Here is a 26,056-nt window from a genome sequence, read left to right as displayed (position 1 = left end):
GTCAGACTAGCCGCAACGTCTTACAAAATCTTTTCCAGCAGGTTCTTCAGGTCCTTTTGCTGTGCGGCGGTGAGGCGGGTCAGGCGCTTGTCGAATTCGCCGGACAGTAGGGCAAGACCGTCAGCGGCCGCTTGACGTCCGGCGGGAGTGAGCAGCAGGCGGTGCCGCCTCAAATCGGCGGGGTCGATTTCGCGACGTACGAATCCCGCTGCCTCGAGCCGTTTCAGGTAGAGCGTGACCGTCGCTTTGGGCATGCTCAGTGCCACCGCCAGCTCAGCGGGGTAGGGATGCTCGTCAATCTCGGCGAGCAGGAACAGTTCCTTGGCCTCAAGCCCCAACGCGCAGATGTCGTTCTGCGCGCTGGCGATGACCGACGACAGCAGTCGGTAGTTCAGTGACCAGACCTTCGCCGCATCAACTTCAGACATGGACTTGCCAGATCGTTCAGAGATGAACTAGTTTAGAAATGAACAATCGCATAACCGAACAACCTACCAGAAAGCGCTTCTGAAAATGCCTCTGGATCAATACGTCACACTTGGCCGCTCGGGCCTGCGCGTCAGCCCGTTGTGCCTGGGCGCGATGACATTCGGCGAAGACCTCGGTTGGGGCACCAGTGTCGAAGAGTCCCAACAGATCATCGACAGGTACATCGAACTCGGCGGCAACTTCATCGACACCGCGAACTTCTACACCAGAAGCCATTCCGAGAAGATCATCGGCGACCACATCGGCCGGCACCCCGCCCGCCGGGATCGGACCGTCATCGCTACCAAGTTCAGCGGCAACCTGTATCCGGGCGACCCCAACGGCGGCGGTTCGGGCCGCAAAGCGCTCATCAGCGCCTGCGAGAACTCGCTGCGGCGCTTGCAGACCGACTACATCGACCTGTACTGGCTGCACATGTGGGACAAGAACACTCCCATCGAGGAGACGATGGCCGCCCTCGACGACCTCGTCCGGTCCGGCAAGGTGCGCTACCTCGGAGTGTCGGACACCCCGGCCTGGAAGATCGTGGAAGCAAACCTCATCGCCCGATTCCGCGGGTGGTCGTCGTTCGTCGGGTTGCAGATCGAGTACTCGTTGCTGGAACGCACCGTTGAACAGGAACTCGTCCCCATGGCAAGCGAATTCGGCCTGGGCATTACGCCGTGGTCGCCGCTCAAGAGCGGTGTGCTCAGCGGCAAATACACCCGCGCCAACGCCGGCGAGCATCAGGCCGACCGCGGCGCTATGGTCAATGCCTTCCTCAACGAGAAGACCTTCGCCCTGATCGACGAACTCGAAGCCATCGCACAGGCGCACGAAACCACCGTCGCCAGCGCGGCGCTGGCCTGGCTGCACGCGCAACCCGGGGTGACGTCCATCATCGTCGGGGCACGCAGGCTCGCCCAGTTCGACGACAACGTACGCGCGGTGGATGTCGCTCTGACCGCCGACGAGATTGAGAGGCTCGATGCGCTCACCGCACCGACTCTCGGGTTCCCGAGCGAGATGCTGGCGATGGGACCAGCCATCATCAACGGTGGAACCTCGGTCAACGGGGTGTCGGCACCGATCTCCGAATATGTGATGCCGGCGGGCGGCCAGCCTTACTGAGGGCCAGGTAACCCCGGCGAGCAGTCGTAAAGTCGCACGAGTCCGGGCCGGATCGTGCGACTTTGCGTCTGCTTGGCGTGCTCAGGTGCGCTTTTCGCCGGCGTTCATCTTCAGTGCGGCGTCGACGTTGGCCTTCTTGTCCTCCTCGGCGCCCTTCGCTGCGGCCTTCTTTCGCCTCGCCACCACGGTGCTCACCGCACCGTTGAGCGCCGACCCGAGTGGGAACCCGAGGTAATGAGTCAGGAAGACGGCCATCTCTTTCAACTCGGTCTCGGATAGTTCCCCGTTGAGCAGTGCCGCGTTGATCTGAATCTCAGCCAGGTCGCGACTTCCCGCAGCCGTCACTGCGGTCAGCGTCATGATCCGCTTGTCCCGCATCGACAAGCCTGGCCGGGACCAGATGTCACCGAACAAGTGGTCGACGGTGAGGTCGAAGTAGGCGTCGCCCTCGATATTGGGCATCTCCCAGCCGTAGACCTCGTTCATCTTGTCGAGGCCCTTGCGGCGCTGTTCGTCCATCACGACTCCTTCGCTGATTCGGTCTCGGCGTGCGGCACACCCAGGTTGCCCGCCAGCAGCTCACGCGCCAACCGTGCGATCGGCAGATCCACCGACAACGAGTCAGCCAGCGCCAGAGCGGAACTCAGATCCTTCTCGCCCAGAGCAAGGGTGTGCTGGAAGGGTTGGTAGAGGAAATGGTCGGTGGCCAGTTCCTTGGCATCGCTGCGGTACATGATCGCTCCGGGCCCGCCGTTCAGCGAGTCGGAGTGCCGCACCACCTTGCCCAGGTCCATGATGTTCACGCCGGCTTCGTCGGCAAGCTTCTGCGCCTCTCCGACGGCCGCGTAGCAGGTGAAGGTCAGCATGTTGCGCGCCAGCTTCATTGCGGTGCCCGCACCTGGTTGTCCGGCGTGAATTATCAGCGAAGCCCATTGCGCGAACGGCTCTTTGATGCGTGCGAAGGCATCGTCGTCCGCGCCGACCATGACGGCCAACTCCCCCTTGGTGGCCGCTCCCGCGCCGCCGCTGACCGGCGCATCCACAATGTGGATACCATGCGGTTTGAGTTGCTCGGCCAGTTCGGCAGCGGTGCCGCTGCTGATGGTGGAGTGAATTGCAATGATGGTGCCGGGTTTAGCGTGGGACGCCAGTTCGGCGGTCACCTCGCGCACCTGCGCATCATCGAACACGGTGACACTGATGATGTCAGCGTCGGCGACCTCAGCGACGCTCGCCGCCGCAGTGGCACCGCCCTCGACGAACGGCGCCAGAGCTTCCGCGCGAACATCGAAAACCGTTAGCCCGCCTGGCCATTCAAGATACCGCTTGGCCATGGGCGCACCCTGGTTGCCCAGGCCGATGTATCCGAGACGAGGAGTGGTCATGGCCGGAAGATCTGTCCGCCGTCGACATTGAAGATCTGCCCGGTGATCCAGGAGGCTTGATCACTCAGCAGGAACAAGCACATGCCCACCAGGTCATCGGTAGTGCCCAGGCGCGACAACGGAAGACCCTTGATGATGTCGTCGACGATCTCTTTGGGGGTGGTGGTCCGATTGGCTTCGGTGTCGATGGGCCCGGGTGCGATCGCGTTGACCCGAATGTTCTGACCACCCAGTTCCCGCGAAAGTTGTTGGGTGAGACCGTTGATGCCGACTTTGGCCAGACCGTAGTAATTCGCGTACAGGTACGCGGCGGTGGAGGACTGGTTGATGATGGCCCCGCCACCCCGTCTTTTCATCTTCTTGTAGACCGCGCGGGTGCACCACAGTGCTCCGTCCATGTTCACGCTCATGAACTTCTTGTAGTACTCCGGGTCCACAGTGAGCAGGAAGTCGATCTTCATGCCCCCGAAGATCGCGGCATTGTTGACCAGGTAGTCGATGCCACCGAACTCGGCCAGGGTGCGATCCGCCATCGCCTTGGCCGATTCTGGATCGGAGACGTCGACCGGGACACTGATCGCAGTGCCGCCGTCGGCGACGATCTGCTTGGCCACCGCGTCGGCCGCCTCGACGTTGATATCGGCGACGACCACCGCCGCGCCCTCGCGGGCCAGTGCCTCCACGTAAGCCTGACCGATGCCGCCACCGGATCCGGTGACGATGGCTACCTTGTTTTCGAATCGCATGTTTTCCTCTCGAGGCGTGTGACTACACCGCTGTCGCAATGGTTTTGATTTCCAGGTATTCCTCGAAGCCGGCCCGCCCCATCTCGCGGCCATTGCCGGACTGCTTGTAGCCGCCGAACGGTGCGTCGGCCGAGTACCAGACGCCGCCGTTGACGTTGACGGTGCCAACCCGCATCCGCGACGCGAATTTTGCGGCCCGCTGCGGGTCGGCGCCGAACACGGTGCCGGACAACCCATACGGCGAGTCGTTGGCAATGCGCAATGCGTCCTCTTCGCCGTCATAGGCGATCACGGTGAGCACCGGGCCGAAAATCTCTTCGCGGGCCGGTCGCGCATCGTTGGTCAGGCCGGCGATCACGGTGGGCTCGATGAAGAAGCCGGTGTCCCTGTCCGCGGGCCGACCTCCACCGCAGGCGAAGGTTCCGCCCTCGGCGATCGCCAGATCCAGGTAGCTCTGCACACGATCCCGTTGACGTGCCGAAATTACCGGCCCACAAACGGTTCCAGGCTTGTTGGGGTCGCCTGGCTTGATCGAACCCATGGTGCCCGCGGCGATCGCGACCGCCTCGTCATATCTGTCGCGCGGCACCAGCAGACGGGTGGTGATCGCACATCCCTGCCCGGCGTGCATGGCGGCGGTGAACGCCGACATCGAGCACGCGCCCTTCAGATCGGCGTCGTCAAGCACGACGAACGCGGACTTTCCGCCGAGTTCGAGGAACACCTTCTTGATGGTCACAGCGGCATCGCTCATCACGGCGCGTCCGGTGGCGGTGGACCCGGTGAACGAAACCATATCCACGCGAGGGTCTTTGGACAGAAGTGCTCCGACGCTGTGGTCGTTGGACGTGACGATGTTGATCACACCCGGGGGGAAGTCAGTCTCCTCAGCGATGAGCTCACCCAGCACCGCCGCACACCAGGGGGTATCGGGCGCGGGCTTCAAGACGACGGTGTTACCGGCGGCCAGCGCGGGACCCAGTTTCGCGAGGTTGATTTGGTGCGGGAAATTCCACGGCGTGATCGCGCCGACGACGCCCACCGCTTCCCGGGCAATGGTGCGCCGGGTTGGGATCCCCATCGGCGACGCCTGACCGAGATCGGTGTTCCACTCGAAGGCTTCGGCGGTGTCGGCCGCGAAGCTCAGATCGTTGACCGGGCCTTCGAGCTGCGCAGCGGCGGTGAGCATGCGCGGCGCACCGACTTCGGAAATGGTTAGCTCTCGGAGTTCCTCTATGTGCATCTGCATCGATTCGCGCAACTGCCGTACGCAGCGCACCCGAAGTTCGGTGTTGCGCGACCAGTCGGTGTCGTCGAAAGCCCTACGGGCGGCTTCGATGGCACGGCCCATGTCTTGCGTGTCGGCATCGGCGGCGACGCCCAGTACCTCCTCGGTGGCCGGATTGACTGTCGAGAAGGTGCCCGCACCGCCTTCCGAGAACTTGCCATCGATGAACAGTGCACTTGCACCATTGGCCAACAGGGCCATCTACAACTCCCACCTCTGCGCCGAGCCAAGATCACATTAAATGGACAACTGTCCGATATATCTCCTTCGGACGATAGCCTCCAGGCCTGTCGCGGTGCAAGGGCTGATCCCTCGCAACCACGAAATCTCTTCACAAAATCCAGTTCAACGTGCATTTTTAGGCAAAGGGCTTGATTCTCTCCGCGAATATCCTCTAGTTTGGACATGTGTCCAGCGATGCACTGGCTGAGGTCTCGGGGGTCACAGCCCAGGTCCAGCAACAGGCGGGGAGAATGCCGCGTAACCGGCGCCAGGAAGAAACCTTCCGCAAGGTGCTGGCCGCTGGCATGGAGACGATGCGGGAGAACTCCTACGCCGACCTGACCGTCCGGATGGTGGCGGCCCGCGCCAAAGTGGCGCCGGCGACCGCCTATACCTACTTCTCGTCGAAGAGCCACCTGATCGCCGAGGTCTACCTCGACCTGGTCCGGCAGGTCCCCTACTTCACCGACGTCAACGACACCATGCACACCCGGGTCGATCAGGCGCTGCGACACCTGGCGCTGGTGGTGGCCGACGAGACTGAAGTCGGCGCCGCGTGCACCGCCGCGCTGCTCGGCGGAGCAACCGACCCCGCGGTGCGTGCCGTGCGCGACCGGATCGGCGCGGAAATCCACCGCCGAATCTCGTCGGCCATCGGGCCGGGCGCCGAGCCCGCCACCGTGGATGCCCTCCAAATGACCTTCTTCGGCGCACTGGTGCAAGCCGGTAGCGGTGAGTTCACCTATCACGAGATCGCCGACCGGCTAGGCGGCGTGGTGAGCCTCATTTTGGCCGGAGCCGAACGATCCCACAGCCCGGGACCCGAAAAGAACGGTAAGACATGACTATCCATGTCGGTGGCCACGAATTGGTCTTAGATCCATACGATTACGACTTTCACGAAGATCCGTATCCTTACTACCGACGGCTTCGCGACCAGGCCCCGCTGTACCACAACGAGCAGCTCGGCTTCTGGGCGTTGTCGCGACACAGCGACGTTCATCAGGGGTTCCGCAACAGCACCACGTTGTCCAACCGCGACGGCGTTGCCCTGGACCCTATTTCACGTGGGCCGCACGCTTCCAAGACGATGTCGTTCCTGGCGATGGATGACCCGGGGCACCTGCGGCTTCGCACGTTGGTATCGAAAGGCTTTACGCCCCGGCGCATCCGGGAACTCGAGGCGCGGGTTACTGAACTCGCCGTGCAGCACCTCGATATGATGCTGGAGAAGGCCGACGCTGGAACAGTCGACTATGTCGCCGAATTCGCCGGCAAGCTTCCGATGGACGTGATCTCGGAACTCATGGGCGTTCCGGAACCCGACCGCGACGGCATCCGCGCCATGGCCGACGGCGTGATGCACCGCGAGGACGGCGTGAACGATGTGCCGGCTTCGGCGATCGAGGCCTCGATCAATCTGATCGTGTACTACCAGGGCATGATCGCCGAGCGCCGCAAGAAGTCGTCCGACGATCTGACCTCGGCGTTGCTGGAGGCGGAGATCGACGGGGACCGCCTCACCGACGAGGAAGTCCTCGGCTTCATGTTCCTGATGGTGATCGCCGGCAACGAGACGACCACCAAACTCCTTGCCAATGCCGCCTTCTGGGGCCACAAGAATCCTGATCAGCTGACTCCGGTCTACGCCGACCTTTCGCGCATCCCGCTGTGGGTCGAGGAGACGCTGCGCTACGACACGTCCAGCCAGATCCTGGCTCGCGTTGTGTCCGGCGAATTGACGTTGTACGACACGACCATTCCCGACGGAGATGTGTTGCTGCTGCTGCCCGGTTCGGGCCATCGCGACGAGCGGGTGTTCGACAACCCCGACGACTTTGTGATCGGGCGTGAGATCGGTTCCAAGCTGCTCAGTTTCGGTAGCGGCGCGCACTTCTGCCTCGGCGCCCATCTGGCCCGGATGGAAGCACGGGTGGCACTCACCGAACTGTTCAAACGCATCCGCGGCTACGAGGTGGACGAAGCCAACTCGGTCCGCGTCCACTCCAGCAACGTCCGCGGGTTCGCCCATCTACCGATGACTCTCCAAATTCACTGAAGGACTACACATGCCACGCTTCGCTCCCCTGCCCGAACGTCGGCCAGCAATTGTGGCCGGCGCCTCGTCCGGCATCGGGGAAGCCACCGCTATCGAATTGGCAGCGCACGGCTTCCCCGTCGCCCTCGGCGCCCGCCGAGTCGAAAAGCTCAATGACATCGTCGGCAAGATCAACGCCGAAGGCGGCGAAGCGGTGGGGTTCCACCTCGACGTCACCGACCCGAATTCGGTGAAAGCGTTTGTCGCACAATCGGTCGACGCCCTCGGCGACATCGAGGTACTGGTGGCAGGCGCGGGCGACACCTATTTCGGCAAGCTCGCCGAGATCACCACCGACGAATTCGAGTCGCAACTGCAGATTCACCTGGTCGGCGCCAACAGGCTGGCCGCGGCGGTGCTGCCAGGCATGCTGGAGCGGCAGCGCGGCGATATGATCTTCGTCGGCTCCGACGTCGCCCTGCGCCAGCGGCCACACATGGGCGCCTATGGGGCAGCCAAGGCGGCCCTCGTCGCGATGGTCAGCAACTTTCAGATGGAACTCGAGGGCACCGGCGTGCGGGCCTCGATCGTGCACCCCGGCCCCACCAAGACGTCGATGGGCTGGAGCCTGCCGGTCGAGAAGATCGGACCCGCGCTCGAGGACTGGGCTAAGTGGGGCCAGGCCCGCCACGACTACTTCCTGCGCGCGGCCGACTTGGGGCGAGCCATCACCTTCGTCGCAGAGACACCGCGTGGTGGCTTCATCGCAAACATGGAACTTCAGCCCGAAGCTCCACTGGCGACAGTCAAGGAGCGTCAGCAGTTGAAAGTTGATGAGAAGGCACTGGATTCATGACTTCGCGAAACGCCGATGCGGCGCGCGGCGCGCGCCGAGGAGAAGTGAGTAAATGACAACAGCAGTGGTGCCCCGGGTATCCGGCGGCGAAGAAGAACACGGTCACCTCGAAGAGTTCCGCACCGACCCGATCGGTCTGATGAAGCGCATCCGCGAGGAATGCGGCAACGTCGGCTGGTTTCAACTGGTCGACAAGCACGTCATATTTCTGTCCGGCGCGGAAGCCAACGAGTTCTTTTTCCGTTCTGCCGACGAGGATCTCGACCAGGCCGAGGCGTACCCGTTCATGACGCCGATCTTCGGCAAGGGCGTCGTGTTCGACGCTAGTCCCGAACGGCGTAAGGAGATGCTGCACAACTCCGCGCTGCGCGGCGAGCAGATGAAGGGCCACGCCGCCACCATCGAGGGCGAAGTCAAGAAGATGATCGCCGACTGGGGCGACGAGGGTGAGATCGAACTGCTCGACTTCTTCGCGGAGTTGACCATCTACACCTCCACGGCCTGCCTGATCGGGCTGAAGTTCCGCGAGCAACTCGATCACCGGTTCGCGGAGTACTACCACGACCTGGAACGCGGCACCGATCCACTGTGCTACGTCGACCCGTACCTACCGATCGAGAGCTTCCAGCGGCGCGACGAGGCGCGCGTGAAACTCGTTGCGCTGGTTCAGGAGATCATGAACATCCGGCTGGCCAATCCGCCCACGGACAAGCGCGACCGCGACATGCTCGACGTTCTGGTGTCGATCAAGGACGAGGAAGGCAACCCGCGGTTCTCCGCCGACGAGGTCACCGGGATGTTCATCTCGCTGATGTTCGCCGGGCACCACACCAGTTCGGGCACCTCGGCGTGGACCCTGATCGAGCTGATCCGCCATTCCGAGGTCTACGCCGAAGTGCTCGCCGAACTGGAAGAGCTCTACGCCGACGGCCAGGAGGTGAGTTTCCATGCGCTGCGCCAGATTCCGAAGTTGGACAACGTGGTCAAGGAGACGCTGCGGCTGCACCCGCCGTTGATCATCTTGATGCGGGTCGCCAAGGGCGAGTTCGAAGTCGAGGGGTTCCCAATTCACGACGGCGACTTCGTTGCCGCATCTCCGGCGATCTCGAACCGGATCGGTGAGGACTTCCCGGACCCCGACGCGTTCAACCCGGACCGCTACAACAAACCCGAGCAGGCCGACATGGCCAACCGATGGACCTGGATTCCGTTCGGCGCGGGCCGGCACCGGTGCGTCGGCGCGGCGTTCGCGACCATGCAGATCAAGGCGATCTTCTCGGTTCTGTTGCGCGAGTACGAATTCGAGATGGCACAGCCCGCCGACAGCTACCAGAACGACCACTCGAAGATGGTGGTGCAACTGGCCCGGCCGGCGAAGGTCCGTTATCGCAAGCGCACGCAGGCTTGATGGTCATGGGCGGATTCAGGGTCGAAGTCGATCTGGATTTGTGCCAGGGCCATGCCATGTGCGAACTGGAGGCACCGGACTACTTTCGGGTGCCCAGGCGCGGCAAAGTGGAGATCCTGGACTCGGAGCCGCCGAACGATGCTCGCGACGAGGTCGAACTGGCGGTCCAAAGCTGTCCTACTCAGGCACTATTCATCAAAGAGAAAGAAGACTAAGACCATGGCGTCACATTCACGTGAGGTTCTGGACGAATGGGTTGAGCGCTGGCTGGAGGCCAACCGGGTGGCCGAACGCGACGGCGACTGGAAGCCGCTGGGCGACTTCTACGCCGACGACGCCACCTACGGCTGGAACATCGGCCCCAAGGAGGACGTGATGTGCGTCGGCATCGACGAGATCCGCGACATCGCGTTGGGACTCGAGATGGAGGGACTGGAGAACTGGCAGTACCCGTATCAGAAGGTCCTCATCGACGACAAGCAGGGTGAGATCGTCGGGTTCTGGAAGCAGGTCGCCATTGACTCCGACGGCAGCACGTCGGAGATCTACGGCATCGGCGGCAGCTGGTTCCGGCTCAACGCGGACGCCAAGATCGAATGGCAGCGCGACTTCTTCGACTTCGGCCACGTGCAGGCGTTGTACCTGGACCTGATGAAGAGCGGGAAGCTGTCCCCGGGAATGCAGAAGCGCATCGAGCGCAGCCTCGCCGGCGAGAAGCTGCCCGGCTACTACCCACTGGGTCAGGCACCAGTCCCGATCTGGTGAACGGCTGTTCTACCCACTTTGCGCGACCAACCAAGCATTTGATTTGTTGGACGCGCTATGCTGACCAAAGGAGTGCCGTGTGGCACTCGTCACTACAGTGCCCGGCGCGATAGGGCCAGGCAGTACCAATTCAAAGGCGAAATGGGGTCATGTCCATCGTGAAGACAAAAGGCGCACTGATCTGGGAGTTCAACCAGCCGTGGTCCATCGAGGACATCGAGATTGGTGACCCGGTCAAGGACGAAGTCAAGATCCAGATGGAAGCGGCGGGGATGTGCCACTCCGACCACCACCTGGTGACGGGCGGCATCCCGATGGCGGGCTTCCCGGTACTCGGCGGGCACGAAGGGGCCGGGATCATCACCGAGGTTGGCCCTGGTGTGGAGGACCTCAAACCTGGCGACCACGTGGTCCTGTCGTTCATCCCGTCGTGTGGGCAGTGTCCGACTTGCCAGTCGGGCATGCGCAACCTGTGCGATCTGGGCGCCGGCCTGCTAGGAGGCGCGGCGGTCAGCGACGGCACGTTCCGGATCCAGGCCAAAGGCCAGAACGTCTTCCCGATGACCCTGCTGGGCACCTTCTCGCCGTACATGGTGGTGCACAAAAGCTCCGTGGTGAAGATCGACCCGGAGATCCCGTTCGAGGTCGCCTGCCTGGTCGGCTGCGGCGTCACGACCGGCTACGGTTCGGCTGTCCGCACGGCTGACATCCGGCCGGGCCAGGACGCCTGCATCGTCGGTGTCGGTGGGGTCGGAATGTCGGCACTGCAGGGTGCCGTCGCCGCTGGCGCTCGCTTCATCTTCGCGATCGACCCGGTGGAGTGGAAGCGCGATCAAGCTCTGAAGTTCGGCGCCACCCACGTCTACCCGGACATCAACGCCGCACTGGCGGGCATCGCCGAAGCCACCTACGGTTTGATGGCCCACAAGGTGATTGTCACCGTCGGCGAACTCAAGGGCGCCGACATCGACCTCTATCTGACCCTGACCGCCAAAGGCGGCACCTGCGTGGCGACCGCCATCGGCAGCCTGATGGACACCAACGTCACGCTGAACCTCGCGATGTTGACCCTGATGCAGAAGAACCTGCAGGGCACCATCTTCGGCGGTGGCAACCCGCAGTTCGACATCCCGCAGCTGCTGGCGATGTACAAGGCCGGCAAGCTCAACCTCGATGACATGGTCACCACCCAGTACCGGTTGGAACAGATCAACGAGGGCTACCAGGACATGCTGGACGGCAAGAACATTCGCGGCATCATCCGCTACACGGACGCCGACCGGTAAGTCCGGTCTGCACCGATAGTCCCGGTATCGAGTGGCCGGCTTTCTCACCTCTGGCGCCGAGACGAATCGGCGCCATGAGAGTGCGCAACCGGGTGGTCATGTCGCCGCTGGGGACGATGCATCCAAACCCCGGATGGTCTGCCGTGGCCGCCGGTCGCGATGGCCTGGTTCCCGAGATGTTCGGTGCGACGTCGTTGGGACCCTTGGTGATTCCGTCCTATCTCGCGCCGCATGTTTGATTCCGTTACTCGAGAGAAGGAATGACGATGACCCAAACAACCCAGTCCCCGGCACTGACCGCGTCGCAGTCGTCGTGGCGATGTGTGCAAGCCCACGATCGCGAGGGTTGGCTGGCACTGATGGCCGACGACGTCGTCGTCGAGGACCCGATCGGCAAGTCGGTCACGAATCCGGATGGCACCGGGGTCAAGGGTAAGGACGGCGTCGCCACGTTCTACGACACCAACATCGCAGCCAACAACCTGACGATCACCTGCGAGGAGACCTTTCCGTCGAGTTCGCCCAATGAGGTCGCTCATATCCTGGTGCTGGACAGCAAGTTCGAGGGCGGCTTCACCAGCAGCGTCCGCGGGGTGTTCACCTACAGCGTCAACGACGAAGGCCTGATCGCCAACATGCGCGGGTACTGGAACCTCGACATGATGAAGTTCGGCCAGGAGTAACTGAAACCCGCGAGGAACTAGCCGATCCGGCCGATGCCGGTGATGTTGCCCTGCATGATCTTGTTGCCCATCAGGACCATCGATGAGGTTTGAATCGGGTCGCTGAGGATAGTGGCCGACTTCGGTTGTTGGTGAACCACTTTCCCGGTGTTGGGGTCGATGACGGTGTAAGCGAACAGGTCCGCCGGTGTCGTGGTGTCCAGCCCGATCCGGGTGACCGTATAGATCAGCCCATCGCCGGTGGAGAGATGCGGCAACGCGGCGCTGCGAACCTTGCTCTCCCACACGGTATGACAGCCGGGTCCGGGGCTGTCCATGTCCACCCTGGTCATCCCGCCGTAGAACGGGGCCGTCGCCGGAACGGCGGGGCCGGCGCCTGGGGGAACCGCAGGGTAAGGGTAGCCGTACGTGCTGGCGATGAACATCGAGTTGCCCGCACCGATCGGCGAGTTCTCGCTACCGGGGCCGCCCAACGTCAGCACCGTCTGCTGACAGAGCAGCGTACCGGTGCCCGCTTGGTAGACCAGCGCATGCACCTGAGGCTCGGCGTTGTCGACGATGGTGAGGTAGTCGGCACCGGTAGGTCCGAAATATGTTGGGGTGGAGCCGGTTCCCCAGCTCAGCTGGCCGGGTTTGCGGGCAGGGCCGCGGTCGTAGTTCTGACTCCACACCACCTGGGGGTTGCCGCCGCCATTGAGGTTGATCTCGTAGAGGGCGAAGGTGGTGGCCACCGCGACGCGGTTCTGCGGGGAGGCCGAGATGCTATTGGCCACCTGCTGGCCCGCGGGGAGTTGCAGGCTGGCGACACCGCCGCCGATCTTGGCAACCCCCACCACTCCGTTGCCGGTAGCGAACCAGACGTTGCCGAGATAGTCAGGGACCACACCGACCGAACTGTCACCGGGCGGTATCGCGCTGGACAAGTCGGTGGATTCGGTGACGGTCAGGTGCCAGAAGCCGCGCTCGTCCTTACTGTGCGCGATGCGCAACAGATGGTTGGTGCCGTCGATCAGCACCATCTGGTTCTTGTTGTCCAGGTATGCGTAGACGCCGCCGAGCAGGCCGCCCTTGGCGATGTCCATGCTGGCCAGCGGAATGAGTTGCGGCAGAACGCCACCGGGATCGATCAGATGCAGTACCGGGGCCTGCGCGGTGATCGTGGTGCACAGCGCCAGCACCAGCCCGTCGGTGCCCTGAGTGATCGTCGGACAGGCAGCCAGCAATGGGAACGCAAGGATCGGGACGATTCGGGCGCCCGGGCCGGGCAACGGTCCAGCATCTGCCGATCCGGCATCGTTGTGCATCGACGCGATGCCGTTGGGCGCCATGAATGGATTGGGCGGACCTAGTGGCCCGAATGCGTCGGCGGCCCGGGCCGGTGTGATGGCAGGTATCAGTGACACCGCGCAAGCGATCAACACTGCCATCGGAATGGCCAGCAATGCCTTCGGACATCGCACCAAGGCGCCCTCCAGTGACGTGGGTCACATGGGATTCTGACGGCCTCTTGGCACGAAACTGCAACGGTGCGTTAACGATTCGGGATCGTCATGGTGTGAACTCACACGTCGTCGGGCACGTACACCCCATTGCCCTGTGACATCGCTTCCAGCGTGTCATAGGCCATCCACACGAAACCCTTTTCGCCCCATAGCTTTCCAAAGCTGTTCTGGACGCGGACCGCTTCCCTGTTGTCGTCGTAAGCGGTGATGAGCATGACATGACCCGCCTTCTTGCCGGCGGCGTTGCGCATCCATTGGCCGTTGCCGACGTACGGCGATGGGGTTCCGCGATAGTGCGGAAAGTCCGTGTAGAGGTAGACACCGAACGCGATGGGCATGCCTCTGGCGATGACGGTTCGCAGATTCTTCAGCCCCTCCGGGCCGGTGATCTTCGTCATCTTGTGTTCGGGGATCCGGAACATCGGATCGGGATCGATTGTGCGCGAACCGTAGTCCGTCCAGTTGACTTCACACGATGACATCTTTCGTTGCCGGCCGAGGTTTGGCGCCGCGGCCAGTGACGGGGTGCCGCCGTTCGTGCGAAGCCAATTGAGGCACTTGACGATTTGGCCGCCCTCGCAGGTGCTCGGTTCGAGCTTGTTCGCCAATTGGTATCGGATGTAGGCGTAGTCGGGTCCGGCGATGCGGGCCGGGCCGGTTGGCGGCGTTTTGGTTTTACGGGCCGCGTAGAACGTCGCCAATCCGTACACGGTGGCCCACACGAAGCAGTTCGGCATGGTCTGCCTGCCGACCGGGGGTAGCCATTCGTTTTTCACCGACGCCTTGGGCGGCAACTGGTCTAGCGGCCGGGGCGGTTCCGGGGTGCCCGGTTCCTGGACGTCGGCATCGTAGCCGTATGCGGTCAGCTCGTATGGTTCCTCCGACTCGCCACTGCTGCAGGCGGGCAGCGCCGTCGCGAGCGCGCCCGCCGCCGCCAGCGCGAGCACCGAACGCCTGTCCATCCGGGTGGCCATAGAGTTGAGATTATTGCGCCGAAAATGCCGCGATGGTCGTGAATCGGCGTCGGGCACCACCGTGACGGCAATCAGAGTGCACCTGGCCTGAGCGATCAAGCCACCGGCGCGACCGGGACCCGCCGCCGCAAACATATGCTTGAGCAATGGCATCGATCTTCACCAAGATCATCAACCGTGAACTCCCGGGTCGCTTCGTCTACGAGGACGACGACGTCGTCGCCTTCCTGACGATCGAGCCGATGACTCAAGGCCACACGCTGGTGGTGCCGCGCGCCGAGATCGATCAGTGGCAAGGCGTGGAATCCGAGGCGTTCGGCCGCGTGATGTCGGTGAGCCAGCTGATCGGGAAGGCCGTGACCAAGGCATTCCAGGCTGATCGCGCCGGACTCATCATCGCCGGCCTGGAAGTGCCCCACCTGCATGTCCATGTGTTCCCCGCCCGCAACCTGAGCGACTTCGGTTTTGCCAACGTGGACCGCAACCCGTCCGCGGAGTCCCTGGACGAAGCGCAGGCGAAGATCAAGGCTGCGCTGTCCGAATTGGGTTGAGCGGGCGCCGTCCGCGTACCGAGCGCTAGCTGATTTGGACCGGCACGTCGCTCACCCGCGGCAGCGCGACGCGAAAGCAGCATCCTTCGCCGGGCGAGGTGGACACCGCGACGGCGCCACCATGTGCCTTCACCAGCGAGTTGACGATGGACAGCCCCAGTCCGGTGCCGCCGCTGGCCCGCGCCCGGGACGAGTCGGTGCGGTAGAAACGCTCGAATATCCGTTCCGCGTCCTCCGCGCCCATACCTGGGCCTTTGTCGGCAACCTCGAGCACCGCGTCGTCACCCTGGGTGCCGACCCGCACGGTGATGTCGGCGCTCTGCGGCGTGTGCTGTATCGCGTTCGCAATGAGGTTGCTCAGCACCTGCCGCAACCGCGCTTCATCACCGAGCACCTCCGGGATGCCGGGGCCGTCGAGAATTTCCATCGCGATGGTGCGTCCCGGGTCGATCGCGCGTCCGTCGTGCACGGCATCACTGGCCAACGCGAGTAGGTCCACCCGGTGCCTCTCTAGCGGCCGTTGCACATCAAGGCGGGCCAGCATCAACAAGTCGTCGACCAGCATGCCCATTCGGCTGGCTTCGCTTTCAATGCGCGAGAGCAGCATCGCGACGTCGCGTGCGGCACCCTGCCGGTACAACTCGGCGAACCCCCTGATGGTGGTCAGCGGTGTCCGCAATTCGTGGCTGGCATCGGTGATGAACCGCCGCATCCGTTCTTCCGAACTGCGGGCTGTCTCCGCCGACGACTCCGAGGCCGCCAGCGCTTCCTGGATTTGGGACAGCATTCCGTTGAGCGCCAACGACAATCGGCCGACTTCGGTCCGGGGATCACGTTCGGAAATGCGGCGATCCAGTTGACCCGCGGCAATAGCGGCAGCGGTTTGTTCGACCTCGGACAGCGGCCGCAGACTTCGGTGTACCACCGCGAAACCGGCGATCCCGACCACCACCAGCACGGCAGCCCCGATGCCGCACTGCAGCAGCACCAGCGACCGCATGGTGTGATCGACATCGGAGAGGTCGACGGCCACCGTGGTCAGGCCCCCCTGCGGACCGTGCACCGTCACCGCGCGCCACTCGATGTCGGTCCCAGTCACCGACGACAGCGTCGTCGGGTTGGGACCCACGTCGTTATCGGCGGGCAAATCGGGTTCGGCGTTGCGGTCGTTGATGGCCGTCATAGTGTGGCCCTCAGGGCTGATCGCCCGCACGTAGAACTTCGACGGTGGCCGGGCCGGGTCAAATCCTTGTCCGTTGGACACCGCGTGCTTCCAGGGGGCTTGCGCCCAGCTACGGGTGGCGTCCATCAGCGTCGAATCGATACGGCTGATCAGGCTGTGCCGCAGGATCGAAGTGACCGCAACACCCGAGGCCAGCAGACCGCAGAGGACCAGCGCGAGGGTCGCCGCGACCAACCCCACCCGCAGTGGCACACCCCGTCGATACCGGCCAGGCATCTTCGCGCTCAGCATTCCTGCTCGAATTCCACTGCTACTCAGCGCGGTTCGCGTAGCACGTAACCAACGCCACGCAGGGTATGCAGTAGTCGCTTCTCCCCCGTATCGATCTTGCGGCGCAGGTAGGAAACGTAGGACTCGACGACGTTGACGTCACCGCCGAAGTCGTAACGCCAGACGTGGTCGAGGATTTTCGGCTTGCTCAGGACGGTGCCGGCGTTGATCACGAAGTAGCGCAGCAAAGTGAATTCGGTGGGCGACAGCGATACCGACTGGCCCGCCTTCCACACTTCGTGGGTTTCCTCGTCGAGTTCGATGTCGGCGAAAGTGAGTCGGGCGTTGCGCGGTTCGTTGCTGCCTTTGCCGGCCCGGCGCAGAATGACCCGCAACCGGGCAACGACCTCTTCGAGACTGAAAGGCTTTGTCACATAGTCGTCGCCGCCCAACGTCAGACCAGCGATCTTGTCCTGCAACGAGTCTCGGGCGGTCAGGAACAATGCGGGCGCATCGATGCCGTCCGCGCGTAACCGACGAAGCACCCCGAAACCGTCCATCCCGGGCATCATCACGTCGAGAATCACTGCGTCCGGGCGGGTTTCGCGGGCGCGGTCGAGAGCTTGGGCGCCGTTCGTCGCGGTGACGACCTCAAACCCCTGGAATTTCAGACTTACCGCAAGCAATTCGACGATATTGGCCTCGTCGTCGACGACAAGAACACGAGCCTCCGGCGTGGTGGTCTCGGCCGAGTTTCCTATTGTCATCAGGTCAGCCTCCCAACCCGAACTTGTGTACTAGCTGCACAATCATTGAAAGCTTCCTGAGAGGTAGTTGCAAGCAGTCTGTTAGCAGTCTGCCAGGGATCAGGAGATCGGCTCGGACCCATACAGGGTTATTCGGGCGAGTCGTGAATAGACTCACAGAATGGATCTCGGCAAATACCTCTTGGGCATAGCGACCGCACCGGCGCGTACCGGCCTCGCTGCCGCGGAGGCGAGCCTAAGCGTTGCCCGCGCCGGCGTCAGTATCGCCAAACGCGCGCTGGGCGATACGTCCGGCCCGAGCGGATCCAACGCGATGGCAAACATGCTGGGAATCGACGACGCACTTGCACGGGCCAACCGACTGGCCCAACTGATGGACGAGGACATGCCGCTCGGGCGCGCGGTCGCCGCCAACGGCCCGATGGACCGAATGCTGCGCCCCGGCGGTGTAGTCGATGTGCTGACCTCTGAAGGCGGGTTGATCGATCGCCTGACGGCAGACGGCAGCCCGCTGAACCGCGCCTTGCAGCCGGGCGGGCTGGCCGATCAACTTTTCGGTGCCGACGGCGTAGTCGAGCGGGTGCTGGCCGAGGACGGCCTGGCCGACAAATTGCTCGCTAAGGGCGGCGTCGCCGACGCGCTGACCTCCGACGGCGGGCTGATCGACCGGATGACGGCGCAAGGCAGCGGGCTGCAGCGCGCCCTGCAACCCGGTGGGCTCGCCGATCAACTGCTCGGCGAGGACGGCATGATCGAGCGGGTCCTGTCGCAGAACGGGCTGGCCGACAAATTGCTGGCCGAAGGCGGCGTCGCGGATGCGCTGACCTCGGAAGGCGGGCTGATCGACCGCCTGACCGCGCAAGGCGGTGGACTGCAGCGCGCGCTGCAACCGGGCGGCTTGGCCGATCAACTGCTCGGCGCCGACGGACTGATCGAGCGGGTGCTGGCCGAAGACGGGATTGCCGACAAACTGCTGGCCGAGGGCGGCCTGGTCGACACGCTGACCGCGAAAAATGGTCCGCTCGAGCAGCTCACTGACCTCGCCGACACGCTGGCGCGTCTGGCTCCCGGGATGGAAGCACTCGAGCCGGCCATCGCCACCTTGCAGGATGCCGTGACGTCACTGACCATGGTGGTCAACCCGCTGAGCAACATCGCCGACCGTATTCCGCTGCCGGGCCGGCGTCCCCGCTCGTCGCGGTCTGTTCGGTCGCAACGCGTGATCGACAGCGAGGAATGACCCGCTAGGCTAGCACCGGTTTTACCGGCCTCCTTAGCTCAGTGGTAGAGCACTCGCCTTGTAAGCGAGCGGTCGTCAGTTCAATCCTGACAGGGGGCTCTCTCGGGCTCTAGGTCGCGACGAACGCGCAGGACGTGGTCGACGGTTTCGTGTAGTTGTTCGACGAACTCTGGCGACCACTCCACGAAGGGCGGCGCCGTCAACATGGCGCCGAAAATCTCCTGCCGGCGTTGCTCATCTTCCGTGTTGTCCGCGATCTGCCCGAGAAGCTCGTTGAGCGCGGCATCGACCGGGTGCACAACATCAGGTGAATCCATGCGAGCCACCGTAGGCCTGCCCCCCGACATCACTTGCGGGCTACTCACCCGGGATGGTCGGCAAGCGGTCCCGGATTCCTTGCAAGCCGCCTTGGATGTCCCGCAGGTCGCGCTGGATGGCTTGCAGGTCCGACATCGAATTCTGCAAGCCGGGCTGCACCTGCAGGCCTGCGGATTCGAACTCAGGGCAGTACGAGACGACGGCCCCGACCGCGAAGTGGGTGCTCTGATCGGCGTCCCACACGGTCGATTGCTGAACGAAGCGGACAGCGTCGGCAAGGTAGGGCTGATGCTTGAGGAACCCGCAGACGGCGTGGGCATGGGTTGTCGCGTACTCGCTGCTCGGCAGCGGGACGCCGTCATGATTCAACACGTCGATGAACACCCGGTCTGCGATGTCGACGACCGGCGCTTGAACCAGCGGCACAGGGGGTGCGGCTTCCGAGATCGACGGCGGAGAGGCCTCCGCCGCGTCTACCGATTGTTGGGGGTGCCCGCCGAACGTCATTGCGAACGCGGCGCCGACGGCCAGCAGCGACAGCGGTACCAGCGCAAGGGGCCCGAAACGGCGCAGCGCTCCTTTACGCCGCCGAGGCGCAACGGCACGCGTCTGAACACCCGCGACATTCTTCTTGGGCGGCGCCGCACGATGGCCCAGCCGTTCGTCAAGCAGTTCGTCGACCTCTTGTGACGACGGCTGACCGCGGAGAGCTAGCAGCCGCAGTTCCGAGTCGATCGTCTCGCGATCGCGCATTCAGCCAGTCTGATGGCGTCCCGGCCTCGTCACAAGGCCGGGACCCTATTTGGTGAGAACGAAGTTGAGATATTTGAACAGCGGTGATGCGACCGGCAGGATGCTCGAAAGGTACGCATGAATCTGTTCCGCACGCTCGAAGGACTGCTCGTGCATCACCTTGCCCTGGCCGAGGAACCAGTCGTAATCAATGCGGCATGAGGTGAAGCCGACACTTCGCGCAAGGTCGTGAACTTCCTTCGCATCGAACCCTTTGTTCACTGCCTTGATCGGTTCTGCTTTATCGAGCATGGCGCCATCCACACCGAAATTCTCTTGGTAATAGTCACCGTTATGCAACGCGCCGTGGATTTCGCGAGCGACGATCGGCGGAACACCCGCCACTGCCTTATTCTCGGCCCCACCCATCGCCAGGATGAAATCGCGGTTGGGATTGAGGCCGGCAAAGAAGACGCCGCCCGGCTTCAGCACACGGAAGACTTCCTTGAGGAAGCTCTCGGCGTCGAACAGATGGTCCATAAAAGAGTAAGCGGTCGCGAAGTCGAAAAGCCCATCCGCAAAAGGTGTTTGCTCTGCCGTCGCCTCATGCACGAACACGTTGCCCGAGCTGAGGTCCACTTCCCTCATCATCGCCTGGGTGATGTCCAACCCGTGTACTTCGCTGAACCGGTCCTTGATCAGATCGATCATGAATCCGGTGCCGCAGCCGAAGTCGATGGCCATGCTATCCGCGGCGCGCACATCTGCGGTGAGTGAGAGCACCAGCGCACGCACCTTCGCAATGTTTTCGGGTCGGAAGTGAGGGCTTTTCTGGTACTCGCCAGATTCGACAAGAAATGTATGAACATACTTGTTCGCTTCAAGTGTTTCTTCGCTGACACGCCGACGCATTATTTGTTTCCGGATCATCCATTTGTTCTTATTGCCGCGTTTAATGTAGCCGAGTCCGGCGGCACGGGTTGCAGCCGGTCCGAGACGCCGTCCTTCACGTCGCGTGCAGATGGACGCTGCCTGCGTCGTTCTCCATTTGACAGGACGCCAAGAGACATTTAGAAGGACGCAAGAAACTCGCAAGGCCCACGCCGGAGACTTCAGTTCAACAAGGACCATCCCCTTCACACCGAAGTGACCTGGCAGGACAAAATGACCACTCTCCACACGCTCGACTTGCACGGTGACCGCGTCGCCTACCGCGACGAAGGCGCCGGCGAGGTGCTCCTGCTGATACACGGCATCGGCGGCAGCTCGAACCACTGGCGCGCGATGATTCCGGCCTTATCCGGGAAATACCGCGTCATCGCACCGGACCTACTCGGCCACGGCCAGTCCGACAAACCGCGCGGCGACTACTCGTTGGGTGCGTTTGCGGTGTGGCTGCGTGACTTCCTCGACGCACTCGGAATCTCGAGAGTCACGGTCATCGGTCACTCCCTGGGTGGTGGAATCGCGATGCAGTTCACCCATCAGCATCGCGAATACTGCGAGCGACTGATCCTGATCAGCAGCGGCGGTCTGGGCGCCGAGGTGACCCGCACGCTGCGGCTGATCTCCCTTCCCGGTTCGGAATTCGTGTTGCAACTCGTCGCGTCGAAGCCGGCGATCAAGGCGCGCAAGGCATTTGCGGCGCTCAAGTCCACCGACCAGCACGCATCCCGGTTCAGCGAACACTGGGAAGCACACTCAGCATTGGCAAATGCGGAGAACCGGCAAGCACTGCTACGCACACTGCGCGCGGTGGTGGACCGCCGTGGCCAGTTCGTCTGCGCACTGAATCGCCTGCACTTCAACGCGAGCGTGCCGGTGCTGATCATGACCGGCGATCAGGACCGCGTCATCCCGGTTGCGCACGCCTACGCCGCCCACGAGGCCATGCCGCACAGCCGCCTGCACATCATTCCCGGTGCGGCCCATCACCCCCAGGCCGAGCAAACCGACACCGTGGCAGGCCTGATCGACGAGTTCATCGACGCGAACGACGGGCACCCGCAGCGCGCGACCACCGCGGCCGTCTCGCTGGCCGCCTGGTCGGCAGCGGCTCACACCCAGCACTCCCCGGGCCCGCGGTCGCAGGCCGTGGTTCAGCGGCTGAGCCGGCGTCGCTCTCGCCGGCATCTTCAGGCGGTGCCTGCGGTCGCTGAATACCGTTGTGGCTGAAGTTGCACCCACGGGGCAATTAGCTTCTGAACTTCACCTGTCAAAAATATGAGCTTGCTCTGAGTTTGCCGAGATACGGCCTTGCGCCTTCCTTTTTGCGACTTCAATCTGTCGGTTAAGGGTTTCGCTATGGGTGAATCACGGGTGAATCGGGAGCACTGTGGACGCTGATGGGACGCCGTTCGGCCGGTACAAGCTGATTGAGCTGATCGGTCGCGGAGGTATGGGCGAGGTTTGGCGGGCATACGACACCGAGACCCAGCGCATAGTTGCGGTGAAGGTGCTGGCGACGAGCCTGGCCAGCGATCCAAGTTTCGTACAACGCTTTCGGCGGGAGGCGTTGGCCGCCGCGGGACTCAACGACCCGCACGTCATCCCGATTCATCATTTCGGCGAGATCGACGGTCGCCTCTACGTCGACATGCGACTTATCAAGGGCCGCGATCTGCAAAGCATCATTGCCGAGGGACCGATGGAGCCTAGTCGCGCGATAGGTGTCGTCGAGCAGATCGCCTCGGCGTTGCACGACGCGCATCAGGTCGGGCTGGTACACCGAGACGTCAAGCCGTCCAACATTCTGGTGACCCCACGTGACTTCGCCTATCTGATCGACTTCGGTATCGCCAGTGCGGCGGGCGAATCGCGGATGACCAACACCGGCAGCGTGATCGGCACCTGGGCCTACATGGCGCCAGAGCGGCTCAGCAAAGGCGAGACCGACCCGCGCAGCGACACCTATGCCCTGGCCTGCGTACTGCATGAGTGTCTGACCGGCACCCAGCCGTTCCCCGGGTCGAGCATCGAACAGCAACTGGGCGGCCACCTGGGTTTGCCGGCACCTCGGCCATCAGCGCTTCGCAGAGGCCTGCCGATCCAACTCGACGGAGTGATCGCGATCGGCATGGCCAAGAACCCCGACCAGCGTTATTCCTCTCCCACCGACATGGCCGCGGCGGCCCGGGCAGCGATTACGCAGCCGCCGACGCCCGTCGCCCAGTGGCGCGGAGCCGACCCGTCGCAACCCGAAACTCAGGCGGTGCCGGTAGCACCGAGCGCACCCCGCAACTACTACCCCGCCGCGCCGCCCCCGGCCGTGTCAAACACCGAGGCGACCCAGTACCGCCAGTACGTCCCGGATCCGCCGCCAGGATCGACCGGCGGTAGCCACCTGCCTCCCACCGGGCCGACCGGCGGCTACAGCGTGCCGCAAACCGGGCCGCCGGGCGGCCACACTCCGCCTCCGATCAGGCCTTCGGCATCCGGCGGGGCCGGCGAACCCGACCGCAAACGTCGCAACATCATCCTGGCCAGCGGCATTGCGGCGGTGCTCCTGGTGATCGGTCTGGTCGTCGCTTTCACGATGAGTGGTAGCGAGCCGAGCAAAACCACGACCACGACGGCGCAGGGCACCAACAGCGGTCCGCTCACCGGCACCTACACCCTCACGTTCGGCAAGAGCATCGGCTTGACGGGTGCGGACCAGCCAGGGCAGGAACCGCCGAGCAACGAGACGTGGAAGATGCGTTCGGTGTGCGGCCCGAAGGGGTGCGTGGCCACCGCTGCGCGCAGCTCCGGGTCGTTGAAGCACCCGACGAGTTTGATATTCGACGACATCAACGGACGCTGGATCGCTGTCGCACTGGACACCGAAAGATGCGGTAACGAAGACATCGAAGAGTGGCACTGGATCTACCTGATTCCGCGTCCCGACGGCAGCATGGCCGGCGAATGGATCGATGACTCAGTCAAGTGCTACAGCAAACGGAGTGTGACTTTCACCCGGACCGGCGACGCCGATGTTTCCAGCTTGCCCGATCCGTCGACCCTGCCCGCCCGGGTGGCATCGCCGGCGCTGGGGCTACGCGGCTTCTACCGGTCGAAGTTCACGTCGGCCGCCACCGCCAAGCCGGGAGACCAGGACTTCAGTGTCGACACGTTCTGCCTGCGCGCCGGGGACCGCTGCCTGAGCCGGTTCGTGCTGACTGACCTCACCGACCATCAGCTGTTCATCTTCGCCAACAATGCCTGGACGGAAAACTCGGAGGAAGACGTCCCCTGTGCGGCGGGCGGGACCAGTCATGTCCGGGTCACGGGCGTCTTCCCGCTGCCCAAAGGGGCCCCGGACCCGATCACGACGCTGAGCGGCCACGGCTTGGAGGACTCGACGGGTAGCGCCTGCAAGGGCGGTCCCTACGACCAGGTCTTCACCCGCATCAGGGACTGAGCGTTCGCGTCGCGATCGCAAGCGCGGCGCAGCGGGTCGCGACCATATGACCGGTCGCGATCGCAAGCGCGGCGCAGCCGGGCGGTCTATCGGGCGGCTACGCCACCAGCAGCGGCGAGTCCCCGCGCAGGGCGCTGGCGATGTCCTGAACCACCTCGACGGGGAAGTTGATCGTCGCCTTGCCGACCTGTTCGATGCCGTCGCGCACCGCGGTCAAGATGGTCGTCGGATCGCCGGAAAGCAGCGAATAGCCGATGTCCCAGGTCGCGTACTGCGGCGCGGTGATCAGGTTGCGCACATCGACGAGCAGCGCCGTCGGCAGATTCGCTGGCGGGACCGGTATCCCGTTCCAGCTGACCATCCGCCAGCCACCCGCGGGGTCGCCCTCGACGACGACGACGCCGGTGTTACCCAGTGGGCTGGTGATCTGCAGGAACGGGTTCGGGTTGTTGACGTTCATCATCGTCCCGATGCCGATTGTGCCCTGACTCGAATACGCGACCGCGGTGATATTGCCGTCTTGCGCCACAACCGGATTCGCGATGGACGTGTTGTAGATCGTTCGAACCGCTCCGTCAAAGAGATGGTCGAATACGACGCCGTTGACGTCGATCGAGCCGGGAGCGAGCATCGGCACGATCGGGAATCCGAACGTCCACGCGATCGGGCCGGCCAGGTAGAGCAGGCCCGCGGGACTGATCTGCGGAAAGCCGTCATAGATGCCGGCACTGATCTCGTTAAGCCCCGGCAACACCGTCGCGTTCGGTACTCCCAGCAGGCTGGTCAGCGCCAGCGCGGTTTGCTGTGTCCTGCCCATCTGGGAAGCGAAGATCCCGGCGTAGGGCGCGTTGGGGGCCAGGACGCCGGCGACGGTCGCCGCCTGTTGCTGCCCCAGAGTCGAGAGTGGCACTCCGGGAATCGCGGTGTCGATCCACCCGGCCGCGTTGGCTCCGGTCTGCCCGTGCCGCACGAAGTCGATCACGATCCGCTGGCCACCACCGGGGTTGGCGGTCCAGCCCGTTCCGGCGTCTCCGATGAACAACCCGGCGCGACCGCCCAGCGCGCTGCCACCGCCGGCGCCACCGTTACCCAGGAACAGGGCCTGGCCACCGACCCCTCCGGTGCCCCCGACTCCGCCGATACCGCCATTGCCCATCAGCCATCCGCCGACGCCGCCATTGCCACCGATACCGCCGCCGAAGCCGGCCCCGCCGGCGCCGCCGGTGCCGATCAGCCCGGCACTGCCGCCATGGCCGCCGGCTTCCACACCCGCGGTTTGGCTGTAGCCCGCCCCGCCGTCACCGAACAGGACGCCACCGGCGCCACCATTGGGGCGCGCCGCTGTGCCCGCCGTACCGTTACCGATCAAGGGCCGCTGGAACACCAGTTGGAACGGTGCGTTGATGACGGGATCGATCGCCTGGCCCAGCGGACTGTTGATCCAACCGTCGCCTGCGGACCGGATCGGTCCGTAGACCATGGTCTGAAATCCGTTGGCGAGGGACGCATTAAAATCCGCGAGCCCCTGAGCCGCCCCAACCTCGGTACCTCCGTAGGACGCCAATGCGGAGTTCAAGGACAGCACAAACTGCGAGTGGTACGCCGCCGCCTGGGCGGCGGCTGCTTGATACTCCTTGCCGTGCGAGCCGAACACCGCCGCAATTGCCGCCGACACTTCGTCAGCGGCCGCTGCCGACAGTCCCGTCGTCGGGACGGCGGCGGCCGAATTGCCAACCCGCAGTGCCGAACCGATCTGCGCTACATCCGCTGCCGCCGCCTCTAACGCGTCCTGCGCCATAAGCACGAATGACATTGTCATACCCCTTGCGTGACCCGAGTACAGA

The 26,056-nt window shown here is 63.7% G+C and carries 27 protein-coding genes and 1 tRNA gene; 15 read left to right on the top strand and 13 right to left on the bottom strand.

What is annotated here, in order from left to right:
• Positions 1-20 precede the first annotated feature (20 nt).
• Positions 21-428, bottom strand: coding sequence for a MarR family winged helix-turn-helix transcriptional regulator (locus ACZY1I_RS06910; protein WP_463753619.1), 408 nt, complete (start codon positions 426-428; stop codon positions 21-23).
• A gap of 85 nt (positions 429-513) precedes the next feature.
• Between ACZY1I_RS06910 and ACZY1I_RS06905 the strand changes: the two genes are divergently transcribed.
• Entirely contained in the window at positions 514-1,599 is a 1,086-nt protein-coding gene (locus tag ACZY1I_RS06905; RefSeq protein ID WP_463753618.1) for an aldo/keto reductase, read from the top strand.
• An 81-nt stretch (positions 1,600-1,680) separates the two neighbouring features.
• On the opposite strand, the gene ACZY1I_RS06900 is transcribed toward ACZY1I_RS06905, so the two are convergent.
• Genes ACZY1I_RS06900 through ACZY1I_RS06885 form a run of 4 tightly spaced genes read right to left on the bottom strand, consistent with a single transcriptional unit; the run spans position 1,681 to position 5,219 of the window.
• Entirely contained in the window at positions 1,681-2,118 is a 438-nt protein-coding gene (locus ACZY1I_RS06900) for a carboxymuconolactone decarboxylase family protein (protein ID WP_463753617.1), read from the bottom strand.
• The gene (locus ACZY1I_RS06895; protein ID WP_463753615.1) at positions 2,118-2,984 is read right to left on the bottom strand and encodes an NAD(P)-dependent oxidoreductase; all 867 of its coding nucleotides are present in this window, start codon (positions 2,982-2,984) and stop codon (positions 2,118-2,120) included. Before ACZY1I_RS06895 ends, ACZY1I_RS06900 begins: the two co-directional genes overlap by 1 nt.
• Entirely contained in the window at positions 2,981-3,730 is a 750-nt protein-coding gene (locus tag ACZY1I_RS06890) for an SDR family oxidoreductase (RefSeq protein WP_463753614.1), read from the bottom strand. Before ACZY1I_RS06890 ends, ACZY1I_RS06895 begins: the two co-directional genes overlap by 4 nt.
• Positions 3,731-3,752: 22 nt before the next feature.
• The gene (locus ACZY1I_RS06885; RefSeq protein WP_463753613.1) at positions 3,753-5,219 is read right to left on the bottom strand and encodes an aldehyde dehydrogenase; all 1,467 of its coding nucleotides are present in this window, start codon (positions 5,217-5,219) and stop codon (positions 3,753-3,755) included.
• A 206-nt stretch (positions 5,220-5,425) separates the two neighbouring features.
• Here ACZY1I_RS06885 and ACZY1I_RS06880 point away from each other — a divergent pair, with 206 nt between their 5' ends.
• From ACZY1I_RS06880 to ACZY1I_RS06840, 9 genes are all read left to right on the top strand, one after another.
• A complete protein-coding gene (locus tag ACZY1I_RS06880) occupies positions 5,426-6,085 on the top strand; it encodes a TetR/AcrR family transcriptional regulator (protein ID WP_463753612.1) in 660 nt (219 codons plus the stop codon).
• A complete protein-coding gene (locus ACZY1I_RS06875) occupies positions 6,082-7,299 on the top strand; it encodes a cytochrome P450 (protein ID WP_463753611.1) in 1,218 nt (405 codons plus the stop codon). Before ACZY1I_RS06880 ends, ACZY1I_RS06875 begins: the two co-directional genes overlap by 4 nt.
• Before the next feature lie 10 nt (positions 7,300-7,309).
• On the top strand, positions 7,310-8,134 hold the full coding sequence (locus tag ACZY1I_RS06870; RefSeq protein ID WP_463753610.1) for an SDR family oxidoreductase: 825 nt from the start codon (positions 7,310-7,312) through the stop codon (positions 8,132-8,134).
• A 52-nt stretch (positions 8,135-8,186) separates the two neighbouring features.
• Positions 8,187-9,542 (top strand): cytochrome P450, encoded by a 1,356-nt coding sequence (locus ACZY1I_RS06865; protein ID WP_463753609.1) that lies wholly within the window; start codon positions 8,187-8,189, stop codon positions 9,540-9,542.
• Between the two features lie 5 nt (positions 9,543-9,547).
• On the top strand, positions 9,548-9,757 hold the full coding sequence (locus ACZY1I_RS06860) for a ferredoxin (RefSeq protein WP_463753608.1): 210 nt from the start codon (positions 9,548-9,550) through the stop codon (positions 9,755-9,757).
• A gap of 4 nt (positions 9,758-9,761) precedes the next feature.
• Positions 9,762-10,307: a nuclear transport factor 2 family protein gene (locus ACZY1I_RS06855; protein ID WP_463753607.1), complete on the top strand. Its 546-nt coding sequence runs from the start codon at positions 9,762-9,764 to the stop codon at positions 10,305-10,307.
• 158 nt (positions 10,308-10,465) lie between these two features.
• On the top strand, positions 10,466-11,593 hold the full coding sequence (locus ACZY1I_RS06850) for an NDMA-dependent alcohol dehydrogenase (protein ID WP_463754320.1): 1,128 nt from the start codon (positions 10,466-10,468) through the stop codon (positions 11,591-11,593).
• A 74-nt stretch (positions 11,594-11,667) separates the two neighbouring features.
• Positions 11,668-11,832 carry a hypothetical protein gene (locus ACZY1I_RS06845; protein WP_463753606.1) on the top strand — a complete coding sequence of 55 codons (165 nt, stop codon included), beginning with the start codon at positions 11,668-11,670 and terminating at the stop codon, positions 11,830-11,832.
• A 27-nt stretch (positions 11,833-11,859) separates the two neighbouring features.
• A complete protein-coding gene (locus ACZY1I_RS06840; protein WP_463753605.1) occupies positions 11,860-12,276 on the top strand; it encodes a ketosteroid isomerase family protein in 417 nt (138 codons plus the stop codon).
• Positions 12,277-12,293: 17 nt separating this feature from the next.
• Here the strand turns inward: ACZY1I_RS06840 and ACZY1I_RS06835 are convergent, their stop codons facing one another.
• Entirely contained in the window at positions 12,294-13,736 is a 1,443-nt protein-coding gene (locus ACZY1I_RS06835) for a hypothetical protein (RefSeq protein ID WP_463753604.1), read from the bottom strand.
• A gap of 101 nt (positions 13,737-13,837) precedes the next feature.
• Positions 13,838-14,752 carry a C1 family peptidase gene (locus tag ACZY1I_RS06830; protein ID WP_463753603.1) on the bottom strand — a complete coding sequence of 305 codons (915 nt, stop codon included), beginning with the start codon at positions 14,750-14,752 and terminating at the stop codon, positions 13,838-13,840.
• A gap of 146 nt (positions 14,753-14,898) precedes the next feature.
• Between ACZY1I_RS06830 and ACZY1I_RS06825 the strand changes: the two genes are divergently transcribed.
• On the top strand, positions 14,899-15,303 hold the full coding sequence (locus ACZY1I_RS06825) for an HIT family protein (protein ID WP_463753602.1): 405 nt from the start codon (positions 14,899-14,901) through the stop codon (positions 15,301-15,303).
• A gap of 25 nt (positions 15,304-15,328) precedes the next feature.
• On the opposite strand, the gene ACZY1I_RS06820 is transcribed toward ACZY1I_RS06825, so the two are convergent.
• Positions 15,329-16,762 carry a sensor histidine kinase gene (locus ACZY1I_RS06820; protein WP_463754319.1) on the bottom strand — a complete coding sequence of 478 codons (1,434 nt, stop codon included), beginning with the start codon at positions 16,760-16,762 and terminating at the stop codon, positions 15,329-15,331.
• 38 nt (positions 16,763-16,800) lie between these two features.
• Positions 16,801-17,523 carry a two-component system response regulator PhoP gene (gene phoP / locus ACZY1I_RS06815; protein ID WP_463753601.1) on the bottom strand — a complete coding sequence of 241 codons (723 nt, stop codon included), beginning with the start codon at positions 17,521-17,523 and terminating at the stop codon, positions 16,801-16,803.
• 511 nt (positions 17,524-18,034) lie between these two features.
• Between phoP and ACZY1I_RS06810 the strand changes: the two genes are divergently transcribed.
• On the top strand, positions 18,035-18,763 hold the full coding sequence (locus tag ACZY1I_RS06810; RefSeq protein WP_463754318.1) for a hypothetical protein: 729 nt from the start codon (positions 18,035-18,037) through the stop codon (positions 18,761-18,763).
• Between the two features lie 27 nt (positions 18,764-18,790).
• Positions 18,791-18,862 (top strand) — tRNA-Thr (locus ACZY1I_RS06805).
• On the opposite strand, the gene ACZY1I_RS06800 is transcribed toward ACZY1I_RS06805, so the two are convergent.
• The 3 genes from ACZY1I_RS06800 to ACZY1I_RS06790 are packed head-to-tail and all read right to left on the bottom strand — an operon-like array spanning position 18,844 to position 20,743.
• Positions 18,844-19,080: a hypothetical protein gene (locus tag ACZY1I_RS06800; RefSeq protein WP_463753600.1), complete on the bottom strand. Its 237-nt coding sequence runs from the start codon at positions 19,078-19,080 to the stop codon at positions 18,844-18,846. The two genes, ACZY1I_RS06805 and ACZY1I_RS06800, sit on opposite strands and share 19 nt — an antisense overlap.
• Positions 19,081-19,120: 40 nt before the next feature.
• A complete protein-coding gene (locus ACZY1I_RS06795) occupies positions 19,121-19,834 on the bottom strand; it encodes a DUF732 domain-containing protein (protein ID WP_463753599.1) in 714 nt (237 codons plus the stop codon).
• A 45-nt stretch (positions 19,835-19,879) separates the two neighbouring features.
• Positions 19,880-20,743, bottom strand: a complete 864-nt coding sequence (locus ACZY1I_RS06790) for a class I SAM-dependent methyltransferase (protein WP_463753598.1) — start codon at positions 20,741-20,743, stop codon at positions 19,880-19,882.
• Positions 20,744-20,977: 234 nt separating this feature from the next.
• On the opposite strand from ACZY1I_RS06790, the gene ACZY1I_RS06785 reads away from it, so the two are divergent.
• Both ACZY1I_RS06785 and ACZY1I_RS06780 read left to right on the top strand, forming a co-directional pair.
• Positions 20,978-21,988: an alpha/beta fold hydrolase gene (locus tag ACZY1I_RS06785; protein ID WP_463753597.1), complete on the top strand. Its 1,011-nt coding sequence runs from the start codon at positions 20,978-20,980 to the stop codon at positions 21,986-21,988.
• 160 nt (positions 21,989-22,148) lie between these two features.
• Positions 22,149-24,212, top strand: a complete 2,064-nt coding sequence (locus ACZY1I_RS06780) for a serine/threonine-protein kinase (RefSeq protein WP_463753596.1) — start codon at positions 22,149-22,151, stop codon at positions 24,210-24,212.
• Positions 24,213-24,309: 97 nt separating this feature from the next.
• On the opposite strand, the gene ACZY1I_RS06775 is transcribed toward ACZY1I_RS06780, so the two are convergent.
• Positions 24,310-26,025, bottom strand: coding sequence for a PE domain-containing protein (locus ACZY1I_RS06775; RefSeq protein WP_463753595.1), 1,716 nt, complete (start codon positions 26,023-26,025; stop codon positions 24,310-24,312).
• Positions 26,026-26,056 lie beyond the last annotated feature (31 nt).

It is taken from the genome of Mycobacterium sp. IDUB_37 (genome assembly GCF_055419245.1).
This window is presented reverse-complemented; position numbering and strand designations above follow the sequence as displayed.